29 protein-coding genes are annotated in these 25692 nt (G+C 41.7%); 28 read left to right on the forward strand and 1 reads right to left on the reverse strand.

Translation table 11 applies throughout. The features are described from left to right. Positions 1-4 precede the first annotated feature (4 nt). The 24 genes from BK139_RS05700 (at position 5) to BK139_RS05805 (ending at position 22070) form a co-directional block, all read left to right on the forward strand. Positions 5-691: a YczE/YyaS/YitT family protein gene (locus BK139_RS05700; RefSeq protein WP_076257399.1), complete on the forward strand. Its 687-nt coding sequence runs from the start codon at positions 5-7 to the stop codon at positions 689-691. Then, positions 691-1110: a cysteine metabolism transcriptional regulator CymR gene (cymR, locus tag BK139_RS05705; protein ID WP_076257400.1), complete on the forward strand. Its 420-nt coding sequence runs from the start codon at positions 691-693 to the stop codon at positions 1108-1110. Before BK139_RS05700 ends, cymR begins: the two co-directional genes overlap by 1 nt. Positions 1111-1178: 68 nt before the next feature. Further along, positions 1179-2321: a cysteine desulfurase family protein gene (locus BK139_RS05710; protein ID WP_076257401.1), complete on the forward strand. Its 1143-nt coding sequence runs from the start codon at positions 1179-1181 to the stop codon at positions 2319-2321. A gap of 60 nt (positions 2322-2381) precedes the next feature. Beyond that, positions 2382-3497 (forward strand): tRNA 2-thiouridine(34) synthase MnmA, encoded by a 1116-nt coding sequence (gene mnmA / locus BK139_RS05715; RefSeq protein WP_076257402.1) that lies wholly within the window; start codon positions 2382-2384, stop codon positions 3495-3497. Between the two features lie 115 nt (positions 3498-3612). Next, entirely contained in the window at positions 3613-4278 is a 666-nt protein-coding gene (locus BK139_RS05720; RefSeq protein WP_076257403.1) for a tetratricopeptide repeat protein, read from the forward strand. A gap of 25 nt (positions 4279-4303) precedes the next feature. Next, on the forward strand, positions 4304-6730 hold the full coding sequence (gene recD2, locus BK139_RS05725) for an SF1B family DNA helicase RecD2 (RefSeq protein ID WP_076257404.1): 2427 nt from the start codon (positions 4304-4306) through the stop codon (positions 6728-6730). 98 nt (positions 6731-6828) lie between these two features. After that, positions 6829-6978, forward strand: a complete 150-nt coding sequence (locus BK139_RS23850) for a hypothetical protein (RefSeq protein WP_175609063.1) — start codon at positions 6829-6831, stop codon at positions 6976-6978. 121 nt (positions 6979-7099) lie between these two features. Further along, positions 7100-7570 carry a PRC-barrel domain-containing protein gene (locus BK139_RS05730; RefSeq protein ID WP_076257405.1) on the forward strand — a complete coding sequence of 157 codons (471 nt, stop codon included), beginning with the start codon at positions 7100-7102 and terminating at the stop codon, positions 7568-7570. Between the two features lie 15 nt (positions 7571-7585). Next, the gene (locus BK139_RS05735) at positions 7586-7777 is read left to right on the forward strand and encodes a hypothetical protein (RefSeq protein WP_035331236.1); all 192 of its coding nucleotides are present in this window, start codon (positions 7586-7588) and stop codon (positions 7775-7777) included. 26 nt (positions 7778-7803) lie between these two features. After that, positions 7804-7938 (forward strand): YrzQ family protein, encoded by a 135-nt coding sequence (locus BK139_RS05740; RefSeq protein WP_076257406.1) that lies wholly within the window; start codon positions 7804-7806, stop codon positions 7936-7938. 121 nt (positions 7939-8059) lie between these two features. Then, positions 8060-9148, forward strand: coding sequence for an AI-2E family transporter (locus tag BK139_RS05745; RefSeq protein WP_076257407.1), 1089 nt, complete (start codon positions 8060-8062; stop codon positions 9146-9148). A 367-nt stretch (positions 9149-9515) separates the two neighbouring features. Continuing rightward, positions 9516-12149, forward strand: a complete 2634-nt coding sequence (alaS, locus tag BK139_RS05750; protein ID WP_076257408.1) for an alanine--tRNA ligase — start codon at positions 9516-9518, stop codon at positions 12147-12149. A 42-nt stretch (positions 12150-12191) separates the two neighbouring features. Further along, positions 12192-12335 carry a hypothetical protein gene (locus BK139_RS23855; RefSeq protein ID WP_175609064.1) on the forward strand — a complete coding sequence of 48 codons (144 nt, stop codon included), beginning with the start codon at positions 12192-12194 and terminating at the stop codon, positions 12333-12335. 53 nt (positions 12336-12388) lie between these two features. Next, positions 12389-12655: an IreB family regulatory phosphoprotein gene (locus BK139_RS05755; protein WP_009333061.1), complete on the forward strand. Its 267-nt coding sequence runs from the start codon at positions 12389-12391 to the stop codon at positions 12653-12655. A gap of 2 nt (positions 12656-12657) precedes the next feature. After that, entirely contained in the window at positions 12658-13074 is a 417-nt protein-coding gene (ruvX, locus tag BK139_RS05760) for a Holliday junction resolvase RuvX (protein WP_048010335.1), read from the forward strand. A gap of 14 nt (positions 13075-13088) precedes the next feature. Beyond that, positions 13089-13373: a DUF1292 domain-containing protein gene (locus BK139_RS05765; protein WP_076257409.1), complete on the forward strand. Its 285-nt coding sequence runs from the start codon at positions 13089-13091 to the stop codon at positions 13371-13373. A gap of 261 nt (positions 13374-13634) precedes the next feature. Continuing rightward, positions 13635-14768 carry an endolytic transglycosylase MltG gene (gene mltG / locus BK139_RS05770; RefSeq protein WP_076257410.1) on the forward strand — a complete coding sequence of 378 codons (1134 nt, stop codon included), beginning with the start codon at positions 13635-13637 and terminating at the stop codon, positions 14766-14768. Between the two features lie 316 nt (positions 14769-15084). Further along, positions 15085-15720 carry an O-methyltransferase gene (locus BK139_RS05775; protein ID WP_076257466.1) on the forward strand — a complete coding sequence of 212 codons (636 nt, stop codon included), beginning with the start codon at positions 15085-15087 and terminating at the stop codon, positions 15718-15720. Positions 15721-15725: 5 nt separating this feature from the next. After that, positions 15726-16655, forward strand: a complete 930-nt coding sequence (locus BK139_RS05780; protein WP_076257411.1) for a peptidase U32 family protein — start codon at positions 15726-15728, stop codon at positions 16653-16655. 36 nt (positions 16656-16691) lie between these two features. Next, on the forward strand, positions 16692-17960 hold the full coding sequence (locus BK139_RS05785) for a peptidase U32 family protein (protein ID WP_076257412.1): 1269 nt from the start codon (positions 16692-16694) through the stop codon (positions 17958-17960). A gap of 3 nt (positions 17961-17963) precedes the next feature. Next, positions 17964-18599 carry a uridine kinase gene (gene udk, locus BK139_RS05790; RefSeq protein WP_076257413.1) on the forward strand — a complete coding sequence of 212 codons (636 nt, stop codon included), beginning with the start codon at positions 17964-17966 and terminating at the stop codon, positions 18597-18599. A gap of 251 nt (positions 18600-18850) precedes the next feature. After that, complete coding sequence (gene greA / locus BK139_RS05795) at positions 18851-19327, forward strand: transcription elongation factor GreA (RefSeq protein ID WP_076257414.1); 477 nt, start codon at positions 18851-18853, stop codon at positions 19325-19327. A gap of 56 nt (positions 19328-19383) precedes the next feature. Then, positions 19384-21177, forward strand: coding sequence for a peptidoglycan D,D-transpeptidase FtsI family protein (locus BK139_RS05800; RefSeq protein WP_076257415.1), 1794 nt, complete (start codon positions 19384-19386; stop codon positions 21175-21177). Between the two features lie 224 nt (positions 21178-21401). Continuing rightward, the gene (locus BK139_RS05805; RefSeq protein ID WP_076257416.1) at positions 21402-22070 is read left to right on the forward strand and encodes a YrrS family protein; all 669 of its coding nucleotides are present in this window, start codon (positions 21402-21404) and stop codon (positions 22068-22070) included. Between the two features lie 23 nt (positions 22071-22093). Here BK139_RS05805 and BK139_RS05810 read toward each other — a convergent pair whose 3' ends face one another. Beyond that, a complete protein-coding gene (locus BK139_RS05810; RefSeq protein WP_076257417.1) occupies positions 22094-22300 on the reverse strand; it encodes a DUF2536 family protein in 207 nt (68 codons plus the stop codon). Between the two features lie 214 nt (positions 22301-22514). On the opposite strand from BK139_RS05810, the gene mtnN reads away from it, so the two are divergent. The 4 genes from mtnN to sigK all read left to right on the forward strand — a co-directional run bounded on the left by mtnN (position 22515) and on the right by sigK (position 25668). Next, on the forward strand, positions 22515-23219 hold the full coding sequence (gene mtnN, locus BK139_RS05815) for a 5'-methylthioadenosine/S-adenosylhomocysteine nucleosidase (protein ID WP_076257418.1): 705 nt from the start codon (positions 22515-22517) through the stop codon (positions 23217-23219). Between the two features lie 116 nt (positions 23220-23335). After that, positions 23336-23596: a YrhC family protein gene (locus BK139_RS05820; protein ID WP_076257419.1), complete on the forward strand. Its 261-nt coding sequence runs from the start codon at positions 23336-23338 to the stop codon at positions 23594-23596. A gap of 319 nt (positions 23597-23915) precedes the next feature. After that, complete coding sequence (locus BK139_RS05825) at positions 23916-24110, forward strand: YrzI family small protein (RefSeq protein ID WP_286148028.1); 195 nt, start codon at positions 23916-23918, stop codon at positions 24108-24110. Positions 24111-24948: 838 nt separating this feature from the next. Continuing rightward, complete coding sequence (gene sigK, locus BK139_RS05830; RefSeq protein ID WP_035331221.1) at positions 24949-25668, forward strand: RNA polymerase sporulation sigma factor SigK; 720 nt, start codon at positions 24949-24951, stop codon at positions 25666-25668. Positions 25669-25692: the final 24 nt, after the last annotated feature.

Below are 25692 nucleotides of genomic sequence, written 5' to 3' on the forward strand. Positions count from 1 at the left end.
GGACATGTTACTGAAAAATAAAGGGCAAATCGGTCCCAGGTTTTTGGTGTATCTAACAGGACTGCTTGTCATGAGCCTGGGTATTGTTTTGTTAATAGTAGCTGATATTGGGGCAACTCCCTGGGATGTTCTGCATGTTGGGCTGTACTACCAGCTTGGACTGACAATAGGCAGCTGGTCCATCATTGTCGGGATTTTCATATTAGCTGCTGCAGCACTGATTTCAAAGGAATTTCCACAGGCCGGTGCATTCTTGAATATGATACTGATTGGTCTGTTTATTGACGCATATTTGCTTTTGCCGTTTATGCAGACACCAAATGGGCTTGCGGGGAAAATAGCCATGTTTGGTTCTGGCATAGTTGTTTATTGCTATGGGATGGGGCTATATATTTCGGCTCAGCTCGGAGCCGGGCCGAGGGATAGCCTGATGATTGCATTGACAGCAAAAACCGGCTGGAAGATTAGAAATGTCAGAGCCTTAATGGAAATTGCTGTGCTGACAGTTGGATGGCAGCTGGGAGGACCTGTTTTTTGGGGAACCATTGTGCTCAGTTTGGCAGTCGGTCCAATTGTCGGAGCAGCTTTGCCGCAGTGCCAGGCTTTAACTGACCGATTTTTGGCAAAGCTTAAAGAAAAGGATATTTATGCGAATCAAATGCTTAAAGAAAAGGATAGAGGTGCAAGCTGATGAAAATATCTACTAAAGGCCGTTATGGTTTAACTATAATGATTGAATTAGCTAAAAAGCATGGAGAAGGTCCCACTTCGTTAAAATCGATTGCCCAGACGAATGATCTGTCCGAGCACTATCTGGAGCAGCTTATTGCTCCACTTCGAAACGCCGGTCTTGTTAAAAGCATCCGCGGTGCATACGGCGGATATATCTTAGGCAAAGAGCCGACAAAAATTACCGCTGGGGATATCATCAGAGTTCTGGAAGGACCGATTAGTCCAGTGGAAGGAATTGAAGACGAGGAGCCTGCAAAGAGAGAACTGTGGATGCGAATTCGTGATGCTGTGAAAGATGTGCTTGATAACACAACGCTTGAAGATCTTGCCAGCCATACAGATAACGGAGAATCGGATGCTTATATGTTTTATATTTAGGCCTTAATCAGAGAATAATTTTTGTGGAAAATACAAGCAGCAGGACGAAATAAAGTAGGTGAACTAATTTGGAAAGAATATACCTTGATCATGCAGCGACTTCACCAATGCATCCGGTAGTGATTGATCGGATGACTGAAGTCATGAAATCTGAATATGGAAATCCCTCAAGCATCCATTATTTCGGGAGGAGTGCACGTCATATTGTCGATGAAGCAAGATCTGCTTTAGCAAACAGTATTGGTGCAAAAGCCAATGATATTATTTTTACAGGCGGAGGAACAGAAGCTGATAATCATGCGATTTTTGGAACGGCTGAATCCTGCCGCCATAGGGGCAAACACATTATCACAACTCAAATTGAACATCATGCGGTTTTGCATGCATGTGAGGAGCTTGAAAGACAGGGTTTTGAGGTAACGTATTTGCCTGTTGATCCAAATGGGCGTGTTTCTGTAAAGGACGTAGAAGATGCTTTGCGGGAGGATACCATACTTGTAACGATCATGTACGGAAATAATGAAATAGGGACTCTTCAGCCGATTAAGGAAATAGGCGGGTTATTGGCAGAGCATCCTGCGAAATTCCATACCGATGCTGTTCAGGCTTATGGACTTGAAAAAATTGATGTGCAGGAATTGAGAGTGGATTTGCTATCCGTCTCCGCCCATAAAATCAATGGCCCAAAAGGGATCGGCTTTTTATATGCCCATCCTGATGTGAAGCTTTCTTCACGGCTATTTGGCGGTGAACAAGAAAGGAAGCGCCGGGCAGGAACGGAAAATGTTCCATCTATTGCAGGCTTCCAGGAGGCTGTCCGGATCACTCAGAAGGAGATGGAAGCTAAGCGGGAAGAACTGCATTCTTTTAAGATGCTGTTCATGGATAAACTGAAGCAGGAAGATGCTGTTTTTGAACTGAACGGATTGCTTGATTATTCCCTTCCTCATGTTTTAAACTTAAGCTTTCCCGGGACGAATGTTGAAGCCATGCTGGTTAATCTTGATTTGGCTGGTATAGCAGCATCAAGCGGGTCGGCCTGTACTGCAGGCTCCATCGATCCATCCCATGTACTTGTCAGCATGTTTGGAAAAGGATCAGAAAAACTGCAAAATTCCATCCGTTTCAGCTTCGGCCTTTTTAATACAAAAGAACAAGTCGAACAAGCAGCAGAACAAACAGCTAAAATCGTGAAACGGCTGGGTAAATAGATTAAGATATTGGAAACATGCAAGTCTAAGCGTGGTTTCTGAAGATTTGAGGTGAAATAGATGAATAAAGATCCAAAGGATACCCGGGTAGTGGTTGGTATGTCCGGAGGCGTTGATTCTTCTGTGGCGGCCCTGCTTTTGAAAGAACAGGGTTACGATGTAATCGGCATCTTCATGAAAAACTGGGATGATACAGACGAAAATGGTGTTTGTACCGCTACAGAGGACTACAATGATGTCATCCGAGTATGCAACCAAATCGGCATCCCATATTACGCAGTCAACTTCGAAAAGCAATATTGGGATAAAGTATTTACCTACTTTCTTGAAGAATACAAGGCAGGGCGGACGCCTAATCCTGATGTTATGTGCAATAAAGAAATTAAATTTAAGGCATTCCTTGAACATGCTATGAACCTTGGCGCCGACTATCTGGCGACAGGACACTATGCACGTGTGGAATTCAGAGATGGCGAATATAAAATGCTGAGAGGTCTTGATGATAATAAGGACCAAACCTATTTCCTGAACCAGTTGACACAGGATCAGCTTGAGAAAGTGATGTTCCCGATTGGCGATATTGAAAAATCAAAAGTTCGTGAACTGGCAAAGGAAGCCGGTCTGGCAACTGCAGCAAAGAAAGACAGTACAGGCATCTGCTTTATTGGTGAACGCAACTTCAAGGAGTTCCTTGGGAATTACCTTCCGGCGCAGCCCGGAAACATGGAAACCATGGACGGAAAAGTTGTCGGCAAGCACGATGGCCTCATGTATTATACCATTGGACAGAGGCATGGACTTGGCATTGGCGGAGCAGGTGAACCATGGTTTGCAATCGGCAAAGACCTGAAGAGGAATGTCTTGTATGTTGGACAAGGCTTCCACAATGAATTGCTCTATTCAGACTCCATCATTGCGGTCAATACCAGCTGGGTTACAAATTCAGAACAGCCGCAGGAATTTGAATGTACGGCTAAGTTTCGATATCGTCAGGCTGACAGCAGGGTAAAGGTTCAAATACTTGAAGATGGCAAGGTCAAAGTTGTTTTTGAGGAGCCAATTCGGGCTGTTACCCCTGGTCAGGCGGTTGTCTTTTATAATGGAGACGAGTGCCTTGGCGGAGGAACAATTGATGAAATATTCAAGGATGGCAAACAGCTGGATTATGTCGGTTAAGAAAAGACGGACCCCGATTCTTATCAAAGAATCGGGGTTTTATTACGGGAATAGAAGACAGCGGAAAAGGTGAATTCAATTATGCTATACTTTGATTTGAATGGAGTGATGAATTATGAATAAAAACCAAATGGGTATTCAATATATGCAAGAAGGAAAATGGGAAGAAGCAGCGAAGGTCTTTATGGAAGCAATTGAAGAGAATCCTTCAGATCCTGTTTCATATATTAACTTTGGAAATGTGCTATCTGCAGTTGGAGAAAATGAAAAAGCGCTGAAGTTATATGAGAAAGCAATAGGTCTTGATGAAAATGCCGGTGCTGCTTACTACAGTGCGGGAAATTTATATTATGAATTACAGCAGTTTGATGAGGCTAAAAAGATGTTTGAAACAGCATTGCAAAAAGGCCTGGATACCGCAGATAATTTCTTCATGCTTGGCATGTCCCTAATAGCCCTTGACCAGGGCAGACTGGCTTTGCCTTATTTGCAGCGAAGCGCGGAGTTAAATGAAAATGACGCCGAAGCACATTTCCAATATGGATTATGTCTGGCACAGCTGGATTACATTGATGAAGCGATCGGGCAAATGAAAAAGTGCATTGAAATTGAGCCGGAGCATGCAGATGCTTATTACAATCTTGGAGTAGCATATGGATTTAAGGAAGACGAAAATAAAGCACTTGCTTACTTTAATAAAGCACTGGAAATTCAGCCGGACCATATGCTTGCGGGCTATGGAAAAAAGCTGATTGAAAAGGGCGGCAGCGAATTGAATTAAGTTGTTTTTAGGGGAGGGAATAGAAATGGAAAAACAGGATTCCATGGATCTTTTTGCCGAACAGGGGAAGTTCATAAAGGGCAGACATCTGGTCACAATCTTTCATAATGAGCAAAACTTATATACGGTTGTGCGCATTAGGGTTGATGAAACGAATGACTCTTATGATGAAAAAGAAGCGGTCATTACTGGCTATCTGCCAAAGATGCATGAGCATGAAACCTATATTTTTTATGGTGAATTCAAAGACCATCCTAAGTTCGGCATCCAATTCCATGCCAGCCATTACAGGAAAGATCTTCCCCAGACGAAACAAGGAGTAGCCAATTATTTATCAAGTGAATTATTTAAAGGGATTGGCAAGAAAACAGCCGAGCAAATCGTGGAGACACTTGGAGAAGATGCGATTACTCGTATTCTAAATCAGCCGTCCCTGCTCGATAGTGTTCCCAAACTATCACCTGAAAAAGCTAAATTGCTTTACGATACGCTGATGGAACACCAGGGCCTTGAGCAAGCCATGATTGCTCTTAATCAATATGGTTTTGGCCCGCAGCTTTCCATGAGAATTTATCAGGTGTATAAAGAAATGACAATTGAAGTCGTTCAAAATAACCCTTATAAGCTTGTTGAGGATATAGAAGGGGTCGGATTTGGCCGTGCTGACGAGCTGGGGTATCAAATTGGCATATCAGGCAATCATCCTGACCGTATAAAAGCTGCCTGCCTCTACATATTGGAAACGGAGAGTATGCAGGCAGGACATGTTTATATTGAAGCAAAGCCTCTTTTGCAAAGTGTGAAGAAGCTGCTGGAAGAAAATAAGCGTGATTTGATTGAATACAAGGATATATCCAATGAACTAATTAAGCTTGAAGAGGAAGGGAAGATCATGGCTGAAGGCCAGAAAATTTTCCTTCCATCTCTTTATTTTTCCGAAAAGGGACTAGTTACCAATATTAAGCGGATCCTAAAGCAAACCCAGTATGATGAACAGTTTCCGGAGTCAGAATTTCTTTTGGCCCTTGGAAATTTGGAGGAGCGCCTGGGTGTCCAATATGCCCCAACTCAAAAGGAAGCCATTCAAACAGCTCTTATGTCGCCTATGCTGATATTGACCGGCGGGCCGGGGACAGGAAAAACAACCGTTATTAAGGGGATTGTTGAGTTATATGCAGAGCTGCATGGCTGCTCCCTGGAACCGAAAGATTATAAAAAGGAAGAGCCCTTTCCCTTCCTGCTGGCAGCCCCTACAGGAAGGGCTGCAAAACGGATGGCAGAATCAACAGGGCTGCCCGCTGTAACGATTCACCGTCTTCTTGGCTGGAATGGGTCTGAAGGATTTGACCGGCACGAGGAGAGTCCGTTAGAAGGCAGGATTTTAATTGTAGATGAGACATCAATGGTTGATGTTTGGCTTGCAAATCAGCTTTTCAAGGCTCTTCCTGAAAATATGCAAGTGATACTGGTTGGTGATGAAGACCAGCTGCCTTCAGTGGGTCCCGGCCAGGTTTTGAAGGATCTTTTGCGCTCAGAACGCATTCCAACTGTCCGTTTAATAGATATATACAGGCAGGCTGAAGGGTCTTCAATTATTGAACTGGCACATGAAATGAAAAAAGGCAAGCTTCCTGCGAACATCACTGCGCAGCAATCGGACCGTTCATTTATCAAATGCCAGCCGGGCCAAATTGCTGATGTTGTTGAAAAGGTTGTCCTTAATGCCAAAAAGAAAGGTTATTCATCAAAAGATATTCAGGTGCTTGCCCCAATGTACCGCGGACCTGCAGGCATCGACAGACTAAACGAAATACTGCAGGAAATACTGAATCCAAATCCCGATGGATCGAGGAAAGAGCTGTCCTTTGGTGATGTGAAATACAGAATTGGCGATAAGGTCCTTCAACTTGTCAACCAGCCTGAGAACAATGTTTTTAACGGTGATATGGGTGAAATTGTATCTATTTTTTACGCAAAGGAAAATACGGAAAAACAGGATATGATTGTCGTATCCTTCGATGGTGCGGAAGCTACATATACAAGACAGGATTTGAACCAGATCACTCATGCCTACTGCTGCTCTGTCCATAAATCGCAGGGAAGTGAATTTCCGATTGTCATTATGCCTGTTGTTAAAAGCTATTACAGGATGCTGAGAAGAAATCTCCTTTATACCGCCATTACCCGCAGCAGACAATTTTTGATATTGTGCGGCGAAGAAGATGCATTAAAAATAGGTGTGGAACGTGCGGATGAACAGGCCCGCCTGACCACTCTTTCTGAAAAGCTGAGAGATGCAATCCTATTTAATGATGAAACAGGGCTTGAGGATACAGCTGAGTCTTCACTTACGGAAACACTTTCTCTCGAAGAAAGGCTTCTCCAAGCCGATCCAATGATTGGAATGGGAAATATAACACCGTATGATTTTTTGGAAAAGGAATATAGCTAAGAAGAGCAGTCTACAATAAAAGACTGTTCTTTTTGTATATCTAAACAGTAGACATGCAATTTGGCGGTTTAATCTAAATATATAAAGGAGAGATAAGTGTGGAAAAGAAAAGCAGAACTTCTCTTCTCAATCTCCATGGAGTAAAACGCCGCAAACAGCCGCGGCAGGACTATGAGTTTTCAGAGGAACTGTCAGACGGCGGGGAGCGCAGCGAGCGTTTTAATAAGCCAAGGTACAGCAGAAAGTAGGCTTATGCAGGCTTTCTAATCCGTTCTTAACAATACTTTTTGGCTCCCATGGCAATGGTTTTCCGTTATGTTTTTTTCGGGACAGTGAAAACTATAAATGTTCGGGAAGGCGGGATTCTCTTTGCGGACATTTTCTTTATTAAAAGGCCTGCCGGTGTTTGAGTTGAAAACCGGCAATAAAGCAGGCGATATCTGTGATTTATCCATTTCAGGAACCGGAAAAGTTCAGGGATTACTGCTGCGAAAGGGCGCATTTCTGAAAAAAAACTATATCATCAATATTGAAGACGTGGCATCTTTCGGGTGGGATGGAGTGATGATTGAAGATACCTCTGTTCTGCAGGCAATTCCTAAACATGAGGATTATACATGTGAGACCCATAATCGGTTAACCGGCAAAATGATTATGAGCCGGGAAGGAGAACGGCTGGGTTTGCTTGAGGATGTATACTTTAAGGAAGAATTGGGCACGATTGTAGGGTACGAACTGTCGGATGGCTTCTTTTCAGATGTGCTGGAAGGAAAACGTGTCATAAAAACCGATGACCCGCCTGCAATTGGAAAAGACGCCATAATTGTAAATGTAAAATAGTGAGGTGTCTTTTTCGTGCTGAAATGTCCAAATTGCCAGAGCAAAGATATTGGTAAAATCGGGATTAACCAATATTATTGCTGGAATTGCTTTATTGAACTTTCCTTGTCCAAAGGGATCATTAACACCCATCAAGTAGAGGAAGATGGTACGCTCAGTTCCCTTGATGATTTATTTGAAGAAGAAGAGCGCCGGTTTCTTTCGTAAGAATTAACGGAAGAGGTGAGCCAGTTTTGAACAAAATATTAACCTCTGCAATGATGCTTGGGGCAGGCATGGCTGCTTATAATTATGCCCAAAAGAATAATATGATATCAGGCCGAAAAATGAAACGCATCCAGAAAAGAATAACCAAATCTTTATTTTAAATGATCAAGGCTGGTTCTTAAAAAAGGGCCAGCTTTTTTTCGCACCTCCATGCTATTCATAATGAGTAAGATGCATAATTCCCATGGAAGCTATCACAATAAATACAAGGAGGGGGCCATATTGAATATTCATATGAAATGGTACTACCGGCTTGGATTTCTGCTTCTCTTGTTTATTGTGATTTTAGTTTTCCTAAAGCTCCAGGCATTATGGATGCCCGTTCTGGAAATTGTATTTGTCGTATTCATTCCTTTTGTCATTGGGGCATTTATTACTTATCTTCTTCACCCGATCGTGGAAAAATTGCATGAAACGGGCCTTCACAGGGGGCTTGCCGTTTTTATTATATATTTTTTGTTCTTCGGGGGAATTGGCCTTATCTTTTATAAAGGGATTCCGGCTTTTATTCATCAATTGCGTGATCTGGCGGAAAATGCACCTCATTTTGCAAATCAGTACCGCGGGTGGATCGATACGATTCAGAGTAAAACATCAACATGGCCAGATGGCCTGCAGACCAGGATTGATGAGGTTATTGCAGCTATAGAGCAGCGGTTAAATAATCTTTTATCAAAAGTAATCACATTTTTTCTGAATGTACTGAACTATGCTTTGATTATCGCAGTTATTCCCTTCATCTCTTTTTATCTTCTTAAAGATTTTTCGATTATGAAAAGAGCTGCCTGGTACTTGACTCCAAGAAAATGGAGGAAGGAAGGCGTGTTATTCTTAAGAGATGTAGACAAGTCACTCGGAAGCTATATCAGGGGGCAGCTTCTGGTATGTGCAGCCATTGGGGCCATTTCTTCTCTGCTATTTTGGGTTTTTGATATGCGTTATCCTCTTTTGCTGGGTACTATAATAGGTGTTACCAATGTAATTCCTTATTTTGGTCCAATTATCGGAGCGATTCCGGCTGTCATCATTGCTTCAGCTTTATCGGTTAAAATGGTCGTAATAACAATTGGGATTATTATTGTTCTTCAATTCCTTGAGGGGAATATCCTATCACCCCTGATTGTTGGAAAAAGTCTTCATATGCACCCTCTTCTCATTATGCTCGCACTGCTGGCCGGCGGAGAAGCTGGAGGGATATTGGGCTTGATTATTGCAGTTCCGATTTTAGCTGTCATTAAAGTAAGTATCATACATGCAAAAAAACACTTTTCAAAAAATAAACAGCCAAAAATCAGCGGAACCTCATCATGATGTTGACAACAATAAAGGAAAATCGCTATAATTCGTCTATAAAGTATATATTAAACATTTTGACGGAATGAGTATGTTATAGACCATCTGCGTGAATGCATTGCTGCATTCATAAAAGAGAGGGAGTTCCATGGCTGAAAGAACTTCCAGATGAAGGATAACAGAAAGCTAATCCTGAGTGCAGCTAATCCCTGCCGTATTTCCGCGTTAAGGATCTGAGAGATGGGAGATTGCCTATTAACCGGCATTATTCATTTAACTTCCATAATCAGGGTGGTACCGCGAGTAAGCTCTCGTCCCTGTCCAGGGATGAGGGCTTTTTTTGTTGTTTTTAAAAGTTTTTACATATTTTAGGAGGTTGGTTAGAATGAAACAATTATCAGGTGCTGAAATACGCCGAATGTTCCTGGATTTCTTTAAAGAGAAAGGACACGCTGTAGAACCGAGCGCATCCCTCGTTCCTCACGAGGATCCTTCCCTGCTCTGGATTAACAGTGGTGTCGCCACTCTGAAAAAATATTTTGACGGCCGTGTCATCCCAGAGAACCCAAGGATTACAAATGCCCAAAAATCCATCCGCACCAACGATATCGAAAATGTCGGCAAAACAGCAAGACACCATACTTTTTTTGAGATGCTGGGCAATTTCTCAATTGGTGATTACTTTAAAGAAGAAGCCATCGTCTGGGCTTGGGAGTTTTTGACTGATAAAAAATGGATTGGCTTTGCTGAAGAAAAGCTTTCTGTTACGATTCATCCTGAAGATGATGAAGCTTTTAACATCTGGCGGGAAAAAGTAGGAGTGCCGGAAGAGAGGATTATCCGCCTGGAAGGAAACTTCTGGGACATCGGAGAAGGCCCAAGTGGTCCAAATACAGAGATCTTCTATGACCGCGGTCCTGAATATGGAAATGACCCAGAAGATCCTGAACTATATCCCGGCGGTGAAAACGATCGCTATTTAGAAGTCTGGAACCTTGTGTTTTCTGAATTCAACCATAATCCTGATGGCACTTATACGCCGCTGCCTAAGAAAAATATTGATACCGGGATGGGGCTTGAGCGGATGGCGTCTGTCGTTCAAAATGTTCCTACCAACTTTGATACAGACTTATTTATGCCAATTATCCGGGGAACAGAAGAAATTTCAGGCCGGAAATATGGAGCATCAAAGGAAACGGATGTTGCATTTAAAGTTATTGCAGACCATATCCGCACAGTGGCATTTGCAGTGGGTGACGGTGCGCTGCCTTCTAATGAAGGACGGGGCTATGTATTAAGAAGATTGCTTCGCCGTGCTGTCAGATATGCTAAACAAATTAATATAAACGAGCCATTCATGTATGAATTGGTGCCAGTGGCAGGAGAAATTATGCATGACTTCTACCCGGAAGTAAAAGAAAAAACTGAATTTATCCAAAAGGTCATCAAGAACGAAGAAGAACGTTTCCATGAAACACTTCATGAAGGTCTTGCCATTCTTTCATCTGTTATTAAGAAAGAAAAGGAAAAAGACAGCGATACGATTCAGGGTGAAGACGTTTTCCGTCTTTATGATACATACGGATTCCCGGTTGAGTTAACAGAGGAATATGCTGAAGAAGAAGGTATGAAAGTGGATCATGCCGGATTTGAAAAGGAAATGGAAGGACAGCGTGAGCGTGCACGTTCTGCACGTCAGGATGTAGATTCCATGCAGGTCCAGGGCGGAGTATTAGGAGAGCTGAAAACCGATAGCAAATTTGTCGGTTATGATAAGCTTCAGACAGAAGCCAGAATCGCTGCAATTGTGAAGGATGGGCAATTAATTGAAGAAGCTCATGCTGGAGAGGAGATTCAGCTGATCCTGAATGAAACACCATTTTACGCAGAGAGCGGCGGACAGATTGCTGACCAGGGAACTCTGGAAGCAGAAGGATTAAAGGTTTCAATTAAGGATGTTCAAAAAGCTCCGAATGGACAAAACCTTCATAGAGCTGTCGTTGAAAAAGGAACGCTGAAGGCTGAAGCGTCTGTACTGGCGGCGGTAAATGAGCAAATCCGTTCAAAGGTAATCAAAAATCATACTGCAACTCACTTGCTTCATCAGGCTTTAAAGGATGTTTTGGGAGGCCATGTTAATCAGGCTGGTTCTTTAGTAGGGCCGGATCGCCTGCGTTTTGACTTCTCTCATTTTGGGCAAATTACTTCTGAAGAGCTTGAGAAAATTGAAGCGATTGTCAACGAACAAATTTGGCAAAGTCTTGAAGTTGAGATCAATTACAAGGACATTGATGAGGCAAAGGCAATGGGTGCTATGGCTCTATTTGGTGAGAAATATGGAAAGATTGTCCGTGTTGTTCAGGTTGGGGATTACAGTCTCGAGCTTTGCGGCGGATGCCATGTTTCGAATACTGCTTCCATCGGATTGTTCAAGATCCAATCGGAAAGCGGTATTGGTGCTGGAACTCGCAGAATAGAAGCCGTAACTGGCGAATCTGCATACAAGCTAATGAATGACCAGATTACTGTATTAAAAGAAGCTTCAGGCAAATTAAAGACCAATCCAAAAGATTTGTCCGCAAGAATTGATGTACTGCTTGGAGAAATGAAGCAGCTGCAGCGTGAAAACGAATCTTTAGCAGCAAAATTGGGCAATATTGAAGCAGGGAGCCTGGTATCAAAGGCAAAAGAAGTCAATGGCATTACCGTTCTTGCTGAGAAGGTCCAGGCATCAGACATGAATAACCTGCGCAATATGGCTGACGATTTAAAACAAAAACTCGGATCTGCAGTTGTTGTATTAGGCAGTGTAAACGAGGGAAAAGTGAATATTATTGCCGGGGTGACAGATGATCTGATCAAAAAAGGCTTCCATGCGGGCAAAGCGGTAAAAGAAGTTGCTGCAAAATGCGGCGGCGGAGGCGGAGGCCGTCCGGACATGGCTCAGGCTGGCGGAAAAGACCCGGAAAAACTTGAAAGTGCTCTGCAATTTGTAGAAGAATGGGTTAAATCCGTTTGATATCCCAGTAAAGTAGTGTAAAATGGAGGTAACCAAGAGAGATTGTTCATCATCAGGAAGAAACAGCTTGTTCTTCACCATGTTTTCCTGTCAGGAACAAGATCATTTATTGATCGCTCTGTTTATTCAGGCGGCAGGCCAAACAGTTATGAAGAGGGGGACAAGCTGGTAATGATCCGGATATAATCCGGCAAATATAAGCTATCCTATCCTTCATACAGAAAAGCGAGGTGTAAGATATGAGCTCATTTGACAAAACAATGAGGTTTAACTTTCCTGAAGAACCAATCGAACAGGATGTGAATGAAGTTCTGTTTCAAGTTTATGGTGCCCTCCAGGAAAAAGGGTATAATCCTATAAATCAAATTGTCGGTTATCTGCTGTCCGGGGATCCGGCTTACATTCCCCGCCATAAGGATGCCCGCAATATCATCCGTAAACTTGAACGGGATGAGATCATCGAAGAATTGGTTAAATCATACTTAAAACAGCAGCGTGAGGGGTAAACATGCGGACTATGGGACTGGATGTCGGCTCTAAGACAGTCGGCGTCGCTCTAAGCGATGCGTTCGGATGGACAGCGCAGGGCTTGGAAACCATCAAAATCAACGAGGAAGAAAAAGAGTTTGGTTTTGAAAGAATTGGTGAAATAATAAAAGAGCATGAAGTCAGTAAGATTGTTGTCGGCTTGCCTAAAAATATGAATGGAACCATTGGCCCACGCGGTGAAGCCAGCCAGTTCTTTGCTTCAGAGCTGGAGAAGCTATTTGGCCTTCCGGTCGTATTATGGGACGAGCGTCTCTCAACAATGGCAGCTGAAAGAGTTTTGCTTGAAGCAGATGTCAGCCGCAAGAAACGGAAAAAAGTCATTGATAAAATGGCAGCCGTCATGATTTTACAAGGCTTTTTAAATAGCCAAATTTAATGAGGTGAACAGAAATGAATCATGGAGATAACAACATTACTGTAATTGACGAGGAAGGCAACGAGCAGCTTTGCGAAGTATTGTTCACGTTTGATTCGGAAGAATTCGGCAAGTCATATGTCCTTTATTACCCAATTGGGGCAGATGAAAATGATGATGAAGAAATTGAAATTCACGCTTCAGCATTCAGCCCAAGCGAAGACAGCAAGGATGGCGAACTGCAGCCGATCGAGACAGAAGAGGAATGGGATCTAATTGAAGAAATGCTAAACACATTCCTTGAAGAGCAGGAAGATTAATAAAACTGGCCCCCGGGCCAGTTTTTTATTTGCTTCTTTTTTCGGCTGGAGCGGAATAAACCGAAAGTGCAATATGTGGAAAAAAATGGCGAATCTTATTGGTTTTTGTAATATCCTGCGACTTACAAAAGAAAATATAGTATAATAAGCCCGTGATGTCTCAGAAACAAAAAGAAAATACGATTTCTTAGGCTAGTTGGCAAGAAAACATGCTAGTTCATTTCCAAAGAAGCCAACGTCTTTTTAACGGGGGGATATGTGATGTCGGCAGACGATCAAAAAGGGAAAAAAGAAATAATGCGCGAAAAGATGATTGAGCGGCAAGGCGAAGCAAAAGTAGTCCGTAAAATTGTACTGATAGTTGCAATCATATTATTAATCTCAGCTGCTGCAGTGCTCGGCGGGGGATATTTTTATATTAATTCAGCTTTAAAGCCTGTTGATCCCGATAATAATAAGCCGAGAAAAGTAGAGATACCAATCGGGTCATCTGTGACGGGAATCGGCACTGTTCTTGAAGAAAATGGAATTATCAGGGATGCACGTGTTTTTAAATATTATGTGAAATTTAAAAATGAAGCTGGATTTATGGCAGGAGAATATCAGTTGAAGCCTTCCATGAATATGGAGGAGATTCTGGATAGCTTGAAAACAGGTAAGGTAATGGAAGAAGTTGCATTCAAGATCACCATTCCAGAGGGAAAACAGCTTGAGCAGATTGCAGGGATCATTGCAGAAAAAACTGATAAAAAACCAGAAGATGTGTTGAAACAACTTAATGAAAAAGCTTTTATTAAATCTTTAATGGCAGAATATCCTGAATTGCTGACAAATGAAATCCTGGCTGAGAATATTAAATATCCTCTTGAGGGTTACTTATTCCCGGCAACCTATCCTTTTTACAAAGAAGATCAGACTATAGAGGAAATTGTTAAAGTTATGCTTGATAAAACGGCTTCAGTTATTAAAAAGTATAGCGGTGATATGGAGAAGCAGGAATACACTCCGCACAAATTATTGACAATGGCATCGCTCATAGAGGAAGAAGCAACGGCGAAAGTAGACCGTGATCAGATTGCGAGTGTTTTCTACAACCGGATTGACACAGGAATGCCTTTGCAGACAGATCCAACTGTCCTGTATGCACATGGTGAACATAAATCAAGGGTCCTATATAAAGACTTAGAGATCGACTCACCATACAACACATATAAGTACCCTGGACTGACGCCCGGACCTATTGCAAATGCCGGGGTGTCCTCAATTGAAGCAGCATTGGTGCCTGCAGAAACAGATTACCTATACTTCCTGGCCACATCAACAGGAGAAGTGCTTTTCTCAAAGACACTGGATGAGCATAATCAAAAAAAAGCACAGCATATATCGAATAATTAAATTAGTAAAAGGGGAATGTGCAGATATAGCATTCCCCTTTTACTTATGGTAAAATAGATCAGGTGTTTTATATAAGCTTCGCGATAGCGTAAATCACGGACAAGCATGGATATTGGCTCACGTAAGCCGGAATGCCGCATAGCGCATTTCCACATCCTATCTGTGAACGCTATTTTTTCATGTCTAAATAGCAAAGCTGAGGCGATTGCTTTTCAGGGACGCAGACTAAGCTATGGCAGTGTCTACATGACTGCGAGAGCATCTGAAGCCGCAGCTTGACAATAAAATTCCATCTGATCGAGGTGATGCCAGCTTGATGAACGATAAGCTGCATGCATATATAGAGGAAATAATACCTGAAAGACCCCAGTTACTGGACAAAATGGAGCAGTACGCCAAGGAGCACAATGTTCCAATTATGGAGCTGGCAGGAATCGAAGCGATGCTTCAGCTTTTGCGCATTCAAAAACCGAAAATGATACTTGAAGTAGGCACGGCAATCGGCTATTCAGCACTCAGAATGGCGTTCGCAGTTCCTGAATCGGAAATTGTTACGATTGAACGCGATGCTGAACGTTACCAGCTTGCCGAAAAGTATATAGAAGAAGCCGGGAAAAAGGAGCAAATCATCATCATTAAGGGAGATGCCCTGGAAGTCGAGGAAGACGTTGAAAAGCACGGACCCTATGATGCTATATTTATTGATGCAGCAAAAGGCCAATATCAGCGGTTCTTTGAAATCTATTCACGATTTCTCTCAGATGGCGGCGTGATTATTACAGACAATGTCCTTTTCAAAGGCCTTGTGTGTGAAGCAGATATTGAAAATAAACGTATCCGGAATATGGTAAGAAAAATTGATGTGTTTAATAAATGGTTAATGAGTCATCCTGAATATCATACAGTTATTTTGCCTGTTGGGGATGGCGTGGCAATTAGTAAAAAGAGGTGATTATAATGAAAAAACCTGAACTGTTGGTAACGCCAACAAGTGTTGAAGATATCGGGCCCCTTGTATCTGCAGGTGCAGATGCCTTTGTTGTAGGAGAACAGCGATATGGACTGAGACTTGCGGGGGAATTCACGAGGGAAGATGTGAAAGAAGCGGTTGAACTTGCACACAGGCATGGAAAGAAAGTGTATGTGGCGATGAACGCTTTATTTCATAATGATAAAGTGCCTGAGCTTGAAGGCTATATCAGTTTTTTAAAAGAAATAAATGCTGATGCAGTCATTTTTGGGGATCCGGCTGTGTTAATGGCCGCCCGTTCGGCTGCCCCGGACATGAAGCTCCATTGGAATACAGAAACTACTGCAACAAACTGGTATACATGCAACTACTGGGGCAGAAAAGGCGCTAAACGCGCAGTCCTGGCAAGAGAGATTAATATGGATGCCATCATTGAAATGAAAGAAAACGCCGAAGTGGAAATTGAAGTGCAGGTTCATGGCATGACTGCCATGTTCCAATCAAAGCGCTCCCTGCTGGGCAATTATTATGAATACCAGGGGAAAGCTCTGGAAGTTGAAAACCGCAAACAGGAAAAAAATATGTTCCTTCACGATAAGGAACGGGAAAATAAATACCCGATTTTCGAAGATGACAATGGCACTCATATCATGAGTCCTAATGACATCTGCATTATAGATGAACTGCAGGAAATGATTGAAGCGGGCATTGATTCATTTAAAATTGACGGGATATTAAAAACTCCTGAGTATATTATTGAAGTGACTAAGCTCTACAGAAAAGCTATTGATCTATGTGTCGAAGACCCGGAACAATACGATGACATAAAAGACGGCCTTCTCACTGAAGTTGAAGAAATTCAGCCGGCGAATCGTCCGATTGATACTGGATTCTTCTTCAAAGAAACTGTCTACTGATTTGACTATATTAAAAAAGAAAGAGGAGGAAGCTCTATGACAGCGGTAAAAGAAAAAATTTCCGAAATTGTCAACGGCAAACGGGTTATTGTAAAAAAGCCTGAATTGCTTGCTCCGGCTGGAAACCTTGAAAAGCTGAAGATTGCCGTTCACTATGGTGCCGACGCTGTGTTTATCGGCGGTCAGGAATACGGCCTTCGTTCAAACGCAGGCAACTTCACTTTTGAAGAGATGAAAGAAGGCGTCGAATTCGCCAAAAAATACGGAGCGAAGATTTATGTTACAACCAATATTTTTGCTCATAACGAAAATATTGAGGGTCTTGAGGATTATTTGCTGGGACTTAAAGAAGCAGGAGTTGCAGGAATCATTGTGGCAGATCCGCTGATCATTGAAACCTGCCGCCGTGTTGCACCAGAGATAGAAGTGCATTTAAGCACACAGCAATCCCTCTCCAACTGGAAGGCAGTCGAGTTCTGGAAGGAAGAAGGATTGGAGCGTGTCGTCCTTGCGCGTGAAACAAGTGCGGAAGAAATCAAAGAAATGAAGGAGAAGGTTGATATTGAAATTGAAACCTTCATTCATGGGGCGATGTGTATAGCATACTCCGGGCGCTGCACACTCAGCAACCATATGACTGCACGTGATTCCAACAGGGGTGGCTGCTGCCAGTCCTGCCGCTGGGATTATGATTTATATCAGCTTGAAGGAGAAAATGAAGTTCCTTTATACACCGAAGGAGATGCTCCATTTGCGATGAGTCCTAAAGATCTTAAGCTGATTGAATCCATTCCGCGTATGATTGAATTGGGAATTGACAGTTTAAAAATTGAAGGACGCATGAAATCCATCCATTACATTGCAACAGTAGTAAGCGTGTACCGCAAAGTGATTGATGCCTATTGTGCAGATCCGGACAACTTCCAGATTAAGCAGGAATGGCTTGAAGAGCTTGATAAATGTGCAAACCGCGAAACAGCGACCGCTTTCTTTGAAGGGGTTCCTGGGTATAAAGAGCAAATGTTTGGAAATCATAGCAAAAAGACGAATATCGATTTCGTCGGGCTTGTGCTGGATTACAATCCGGAAACACAAATTGTTACCCTTCAGCAGAGAAACAAATTTATGCCTGGAGAGGAAGTAGAATTCTTCGGCCCTGAAATTGAAAACTTTACACAAGTCATCGATAAAATATGGGATGAAAAAGGCAATGAGCTGGATGCAGCGCGCCATCCGCTTCAAATTGTTCAATTTAAAGTTGATAAGCCGGTATACCCTGACAACATGATGCGAAAGGAGCTCTAATCAATGAAACGCAAACCCGTTGTAATTGGGGTGGCCGGCGGTTCCGGCTCAGGAAAAACGAGCGTAACTAAAGCGATTTATGACCGATTCAAAGGGCACTCAATCCTTATGATCGAACAGGATTATTATTATAAGGATCAGACTCATCTGCCCTTCGAGGAAAGACTGAAGACAAATTATGACCATCCGCTTGCATTTGACAACGACCTGCTTATTGAACATATTGAAAGCCTGCTGAAATATGAGCCGATAAGAAAGCCTGTATATGATTATGCCATGCATACAAGGTCTGAAGAAGTAATTGAAGTCGAACCAAAGGATGTCATCATCTTAGAGGGCATTCTGATTCTTGAGGATGAGAGGCTCCGTAATCTGATGGACATGAAATTGTATGTAGATACAGATGCAGACCTGCGGATTATCCGCCGCTTATTCAGGGATATAAAAGAGCGGGGACGCACCATGGATTCAGTCATTGAACAATATGTAAATGTTGTACGGCCAATGCATAATCAATTTATTGAGCCGACGAAAAGATATGCTGACATCATTATTCCCGAAGGCGGGCATAATTACGTTGCCATCGATTTAATGGTCACAAAAATTCAAACAATTCTTGAACAAAAGTCATTTTTATGAAACAATAGCATTGAAAATGTTCTATAGGACTTATCCTTTTACCGAGTGGCTTTTTAAGATCTATTGCTTGTCGCGGTTCAATATAACCGTCACCTAAATCTTCCAAAGCCGGTCAATATAAAAAGATGATCTGCGCGCCCTTTAACAAAGGACGCGCTCCTGTTCATTTTCTTGAAAATATGATAAAAAGAAGTACATACATTATAGAACACATCCTTTTAGAGGATGTGTAATTCGAAGGAGTGAAGGTTTTGGCTACAGAAAAGGTTTTCCCAATGACACAGGCAGGTAAAGAAAAACTTGAGCAGGAACTTGAATACTTAAAATCGGTTAAACGCAAAGAAGTGGTTGAACGTATAAAAATCGCAAGAAGCTTCGGAGATCTTTCCGAGAACTCGGAATATGATTCAGCAAAAGAAGAACAGGCATTTGTTGAGGGCCGGATTACCACTCTTGAAAATATGATCCGCAATGCAAAAATCATTCAAGAAGAAGAAATGGCCGGAGATATTGTGGGTCTTGGCCGTTCCGTTACGTTCGTAGAGCTTCCGGATGGTGACGAGGAAACTTACACTATCGTAGGAAGTGCAGAGGCGGATCCTTTTGAAGGAAAAATCTCTAATGATTCTCCAATTGCCAAGAGCCTGATGGGCCGCACAGTTGGAGACGAAGTTACTGTTCAGACTCCTGGAGGAGAAATGAACGTACGCATTGTTTCCATTAAATAAGAATAGCTGGTTTGAAATCAGAAAACCTCGTCAAGACTTTTGACGAGGTGTTTTTTATGTGGAGAAGAAGAGCAGTTGGCTGGCTAATCGTTAGTTTCATAGTCCTTTGCTTTCTTATGGGAAGGCTGATACAGCTGCAGCTTGTTTCAACAGAGCATTTTACAGGCAGGGAAATCAATCTTTTGGAAGCGAGTGTCCGTCAGCGCTCCCAGGAAATGATTATCGATGCCGGGAGAGGGGATTTTCTTGACCGCAGCGGTAATCCCATGACATTTGAAAATAAATCTGTTCTTATATTATTCCCTTTCCTCGCAAGAATGGATTGGGATATAAAAAAGATATCTGAAATTACGGGTGCTTCGGAGTATTCTCTGCGGCATTCTGTTGAGAATGCAAAAGAACCTTTTGCATTTGGGAGCCCGGAGCCCATTCAGCTGTCTTACGATCAAATGGAGAAAATCAATGACTTGAAAATTCCGGGTGTCTTTGCTGTTGAGAAGAAATACAGCCGTTCCGAGAAACCTGCATCCCAGCTAATCGGAATTACCGGTCAGAATCAGGCCGTCCTTAAAGAAAGGTACCCGGACAAAGATCTGTCTTCCGACACAATGATCGGCATTACCGGCATGGAAAAGAGCTTTGATGAATTTCTGCTTCCTGAAGGGGCTTCAAAACTTGTTTATCATGTGGATGGAACTGGAGGACCCCTTTTTGGCATTGATGTAAAATATGTTGAGCCGGCAAATCCCTTTTATCCGGTCAATATTAGGACAACTTTGGACTATGATTTACAGATGATGGCTGAAAAATTGGCGGATCAGCATGGGATTCAAAAAGGCGGTATTGTCCTGCTTGATATAGAGACTAATTCAATTTTGGCAATGGTGTCGCGTCCATCCCTTAATAAACATAATCCATTTGATGAAGAAAGCAGAGGGACGATTAATCATATGATTAAACAGCAGATCATGGGATCGGTTTTTAAAACGGTAGTGGCAGCAGCCGCAATTGACCATGGTCTGGACGACCCTAAGAGGCAATTTGACTGCAGCAGGAAAATAAACGGGGAACCGGATCTTAAATATCAGCATGGCATGCTGAATTTTGACGAGAGCTTTGCCAGGAGCTGTAATAATACATTTGCATCCATTGCTAAGGAGTTAAAAGATATTAACCCGGATCTCCTTGAGGAGTATGCAGACAAACTGTCATTAATAGGTCCTGTAAGCTGGGAGGGAGATATTTATCACTTCAGCGATTTTAAACAGCTTCAGGACGAAGAAAAAGGACGGGTGTTTCTGTCTGAAGATGCTAAAAAAGACAGTAATTTTGCAGGTCTGACAGGAATTGGACAGCATGAAGTGAGAGCTACTCCAATAGCTGTTGCTAACATGATGGCAACTATAGCCAGAGGAGGAGAGAAAGAAATGGTCCGGGTTGCTTCAGAAATAGAATATAAAAACAGTACATCCCTAATAGAATTCGAGAAACAGAAGCTGCAGGGAGAAATAATTGCCCCGTTTACCGCTATGAAGCTTCAAAGGCTGCTAAGGGAAGTGGTAATCAATGAAGAAGGGACCGGCCGCTGGTTTAAAGAACTTCCTTACGAAGTTGCAGGGAAATCCGGCACTGCCGAAACGGGTATAATGGCAGATGGAAAGCAGCTTCACAATAAATGGTTCGCGGGTTATTTTCCATATAAAAATCCAAAATATGCCCTTGTAACTGTAAATCTGGAGGTTACTGAAGACACTGGAGGCGTGAATCCGCTCTTTGCTGATATCGTCAAAGAAGTCTATAACTATAATCATAAACAAAAAACTCCTCCATTGGGCTCTGCAGACCAGTAAACAAATATGGTATAGTGTAACTTTCCATATGCTGCTGTCGTCCATTTAATTGCCGGTAGTACATGTGACAATAGGTTATTTCTTTTAAGATAACCTGATTCCATGTTAGAATGTTGACAGCCGCTGTTTGGGATATAGCCCGCGGGCAGACGGCTGGGGTAATAATTTCTACTCATTTTTTATTATGCCTATAAGTCTGATAACAGATTGGGGAGGAGAAAGTCTTGAAAGGGAATAACAGAGAATCCCGTTTTGGAAAACGGGAAAAAAGAAAAAAAACCAATATTATCTTAAATAGCCTTATTGCACTTGTCATCATCCTTATTATTGTTGTATCAGCCAAAATATTCTTTGGCGGTAATAATAATGACCAGGCACTTCCTGCCGATGAACAGACGGCATCGGAATCGAAGCAAAATGAGAAAAACAAGGAAGATAAGGGCAATGATATAGAGCAAAACAAGGATAAAGACGTAGAGAAAGCAGATAAAGAGTCTGAAGAAGAAGAAAAAGAAACAGAAGAGAAGGCTGAAAAGGAACCTGAAGAAGATAAAGAACAAGTCGTAACAGAAGGCGGAAGCGGGCCTGACGTTGAAAAAACGATTGAAAATCCAGCATGGAAACCAGTGGGAACCTCTCAAACCGGAGAGCATACTGCTGTCTACGATCAAAATCATGCAGATTGGCAGGAAATGCTCAGTGCCATTTCTTATGCTACAGGTGTTGATCAGGGGAATATGACTGTTTGGTTCCTTGGAAATAATGGGCCCAACAGCTCTGTTGGGACAATTTCCACAAAAGATCAAAGTGAAAAGTACCGTGTCTATATAGACTGGGTTGACGGAGAAGGATGGAAGCCATCCAGGGTAGAGGTCTTAAATGAAATAAATTAGTTAATAAGGACGCCGAGGCGTCCTTATTTTTTTGCTTTATAGTGGACCGCTGCCGAGAAGTAAGTCTTTCCATTCTCATCAAGATGCATTTGATGCGATACGTGGTGGACAGATAAAAGGATGGCTTTATTATGCTCAATCTGTAAATTTATCTTCTTTTCAAGCTCCTTTAAAGTAGGAGCCTCATAAAACTCAACCTTATCTTCTATCAAATCAAACTGGAAATTCATCATAATTCCCCCTTTCCTTCGATACTATCTTTTATTTTATGGGGTGAGTTTTAGTCTGGCAACTTTCAAAACCTGAGAGGTTAATGCTTGAATTATTTACGAAAATGGCAAACATCCCGTCTATGATGGTAGAATAGAGTTTGCATAAATCATATGGGCATGCTAATACCATGAATGTAATCAAAGCATAGAAAAATCAGAAAGAGGTTTTAAAATGAAAATAGCTATTATTGGAGCAATGGAAGAGGAAGTTACTTTACTTAGAGATAAAATAGAAGATAAGCAACAGGATACCATTGCCGGATGCGAGTTTACAGCAGGAAAAATGAATGGTGCGGATGTTGTGCTGCTCCGTTCTGGAATAGGCAAAGTGAATGCAGCCATGTCGACTGCCATTCTTTTGGAGCGGTACAAGCCGGATTATGTCATTAACACCGGTTCAGCTGGAGGATTTAATCCTGAACTGAATGTGGGAGATACGGTAATTTCGACTGAGGTTAGACATCATGATGTAGACGTTACCGCTTTTGGCTACGAATATGGCCAGGTACCTCAATTGCCGGCAGCATTCGAAGCCGATCACAGCCTCGTGCAGGTTGCTGAAGCATGCGCCAGGGAAATCGGGGATATCCAGGTTGTAAGAGGGTTAATTGCAACAGGTGACTCCTTTATGAGTGATCCTGCAAGAGTGGATTATATCCGTGATAAATTTACAGACCTTCAGGCAGTAGAAATGGAAGCTGCAGCGGTAGCTCAGGTTGCTCATCAGTTTGAGACTCCTTTTGTTGTCATCCGTGCCCTGTCAGACATTGCAGGAAAAGAATCCGATGTTACATTTGAACAATTTTTGGAGAAGGCAGCACTTCATTCTGCTACACTCGTAATGAAGATAGTAGATGCCCTTAAGAATAACAAATAACTTTAAAAAGGGATAATCTTTTCCCTTTTTTTCCTATCTTACATTATTTACATCACCTTCAAACTTGCTAAGTATGTTAAAGTAGAAATATAGTCTTTCTTAGAAGGTGATAATACATGATGAACGAAGCAAAGCACTTATATCAAAAAATGGTTGATTTCAAGCGGTTTGCAATTTCATTGCTCGCTGTCGGATCGTTTTTTTACATTGGTTTAATTATCCCTGACACTGCCAATACAGTTTCTGATTTATATATAATGGCTGGATCTTCTTCAGCTTTCCTTATAGGCTCAATCCTTTTCTTTATCCTTTCCAAACGATGCAGAACGAAATTGAATGAAAAAGATGAAGGCCAGGAATACCTCATGAGAAAATAAGTAAAATCAACGCCCGGATTTCCGGGCGTTTTTTTCATAAATTAAAATTTTTAATAAAAGTGAATAAAAAAGGTTTACAAACTGCATAATCGTGGATATAATTACCAGTGTAAGTGAAAATTCTAAAAAGGAGGTCGAATGAAATGATGTTAACTGCAATTGTATTAGAAACACAGCTAAATAAATATTGTACAAATTCGACCTACATGGAATGGATCGCTTAGATTTGCTTTATTGACATTACATATCCATGCCGCAGGGAGAATTGTGCCCTGCGGTTTTTTATGCCTAAATGGCAGGCCGCTGGGAGTATATCTCTTTGCGGCTTTTTTATGCCTTTTGGCAGGATATGAAAGAGGAGGTGGAATATCTAATGACATTAAATATCTTATTTTTGACAGTCACGATTAAAAAACGTCACGTATCAGCAGAAGATGTTGTTCGTGAACAAATGGCTAAAAAAATTATTGAACAAAACCGTGATCGTCAATTCTCAATTTACCGTCCATTTTAATTTCAGTGACAAAAAAACAAGAAAGGTGGTTTGTTAAATGATTTACATTTTACAAGGACGTCAGGCAATTTTCTGGGTGGAGAAAGATTCCACCTAACAAAGCTGTAACCGGTTAGGAGGTAAGGAGCATGTCTTTGCATATTTTAATTTTAACTTTGAAATTCCGAAAGAAAAGGAACTGATCCACTTGATGCGGATTAACAGAATGTTCACATTCCTCCCATATTCTGAAGCAGAAACCATGTTACATTAAAGAAAATAAGGAATTAAAAAAGGGGTGTGGAAGATGTTCTGGATCGTAATGGGATTAGTTGTGTGCGGTACTGTCGGCTGCATCATTTCTGCTGAGGTAAGCGTAATAGAGTAATATGAAATATAAAAAATAGGACTGACTTCCGAATTGAGAAGTCAGTCCTTTTTGTTAGGATAAATCCAGAGAAATAGGACAATTCCAGAAACTGCGAGCAATATCAGCAAGGTCTTTAAAGAAAAACCTTCAAAAATAAACTTTGCAAGGCTGTCAAGAAAAACAATAAAAAATACGAGGGCTAAAATTATTCTCTGACCATTCAAATTATCAAGACCTCTTTCTTCCTGATTATTTATATAACTTGAAACGAAGCTATGTATACCGCATGAAGGCGATAAAAATTATTCCATGAATAATTATATCCTATCATCATTGTCAAAAGCTTTAATGAAGGTCTATTGGCTGAAAAAATGAGGAAGGAAATTTTTCTGAGGAAATTATCTGAATTGGACAGACAAAAACAACTCCATCCATACATAGGAATTAGTTATAGGCATTTTTGAACGCATTATAAGCGGGGGTGGAAAGATGTCCGGTATTTTAACAGCACTCGGGTTTTTGGTTAAGGAGATAGTGTTTCTTGTATCTTATGTAAAAAATAATGCATTTCCCCAACCGCTGTCTCCTGCAGATGAAAAGAAATACCTGCGTTTGATGGCTGCAGGCGATTCGCATGCCCGTAATATGCTTATTGAACATAATCTAAGGCTGGTTGCCCATATTGTAAAGAAATTTGAAAATACAGGAGAGGATTCTGAGGATCTGATTTCAATAGGGACAATCGGACTGATAAAGGCCATCGAGAGCTATTCGGAAGGGAAAGGAACAAAGCTTGCCACCTATGCAGCCCGCTGTATCGAAAATGAGATACTGATGCATTTGCGGGCACTGAAGAAGACTAAAAAAGATGTATCCCTTCATGATCCTATCGGGCAGGACAAAGAAGGCAATGAAATATCTCTTATTGATGTTCTTAAGTCGGAATCTGAGGATGTTATTAATACGATTCAGCTAAATATGGAGCTGGAAAAAGTGAAGGAGTACATTGATGTTTTAGATGACAGAGAAAAAGAAGTCATTGTCGGCAGGTTCGGACTTGATCTGCAAAAAGAAAAAACACAAAGAGAAATTGCCAAAGAACTTGGCATATCAAGAAGTTATGTCTCCAGAATTGAAAAGAGAGCATTAATGAAAATGTTTCATGAGTTTTATCGGGCAGAAAAAGAAAAAAGGAAAAATAACAGCTAAAGGGACAGTTTGACTGTCCCTTTA

It is taken from the genome of Paenibacillus sp. FSL R5-0490 (genome assembly GCF_001956215.1).
Classification (GTDB): domain Bacteria; phylum Bacillota; class Bacilli; order Bacillales; family Cytobacillaceae; genus Cytobacillus.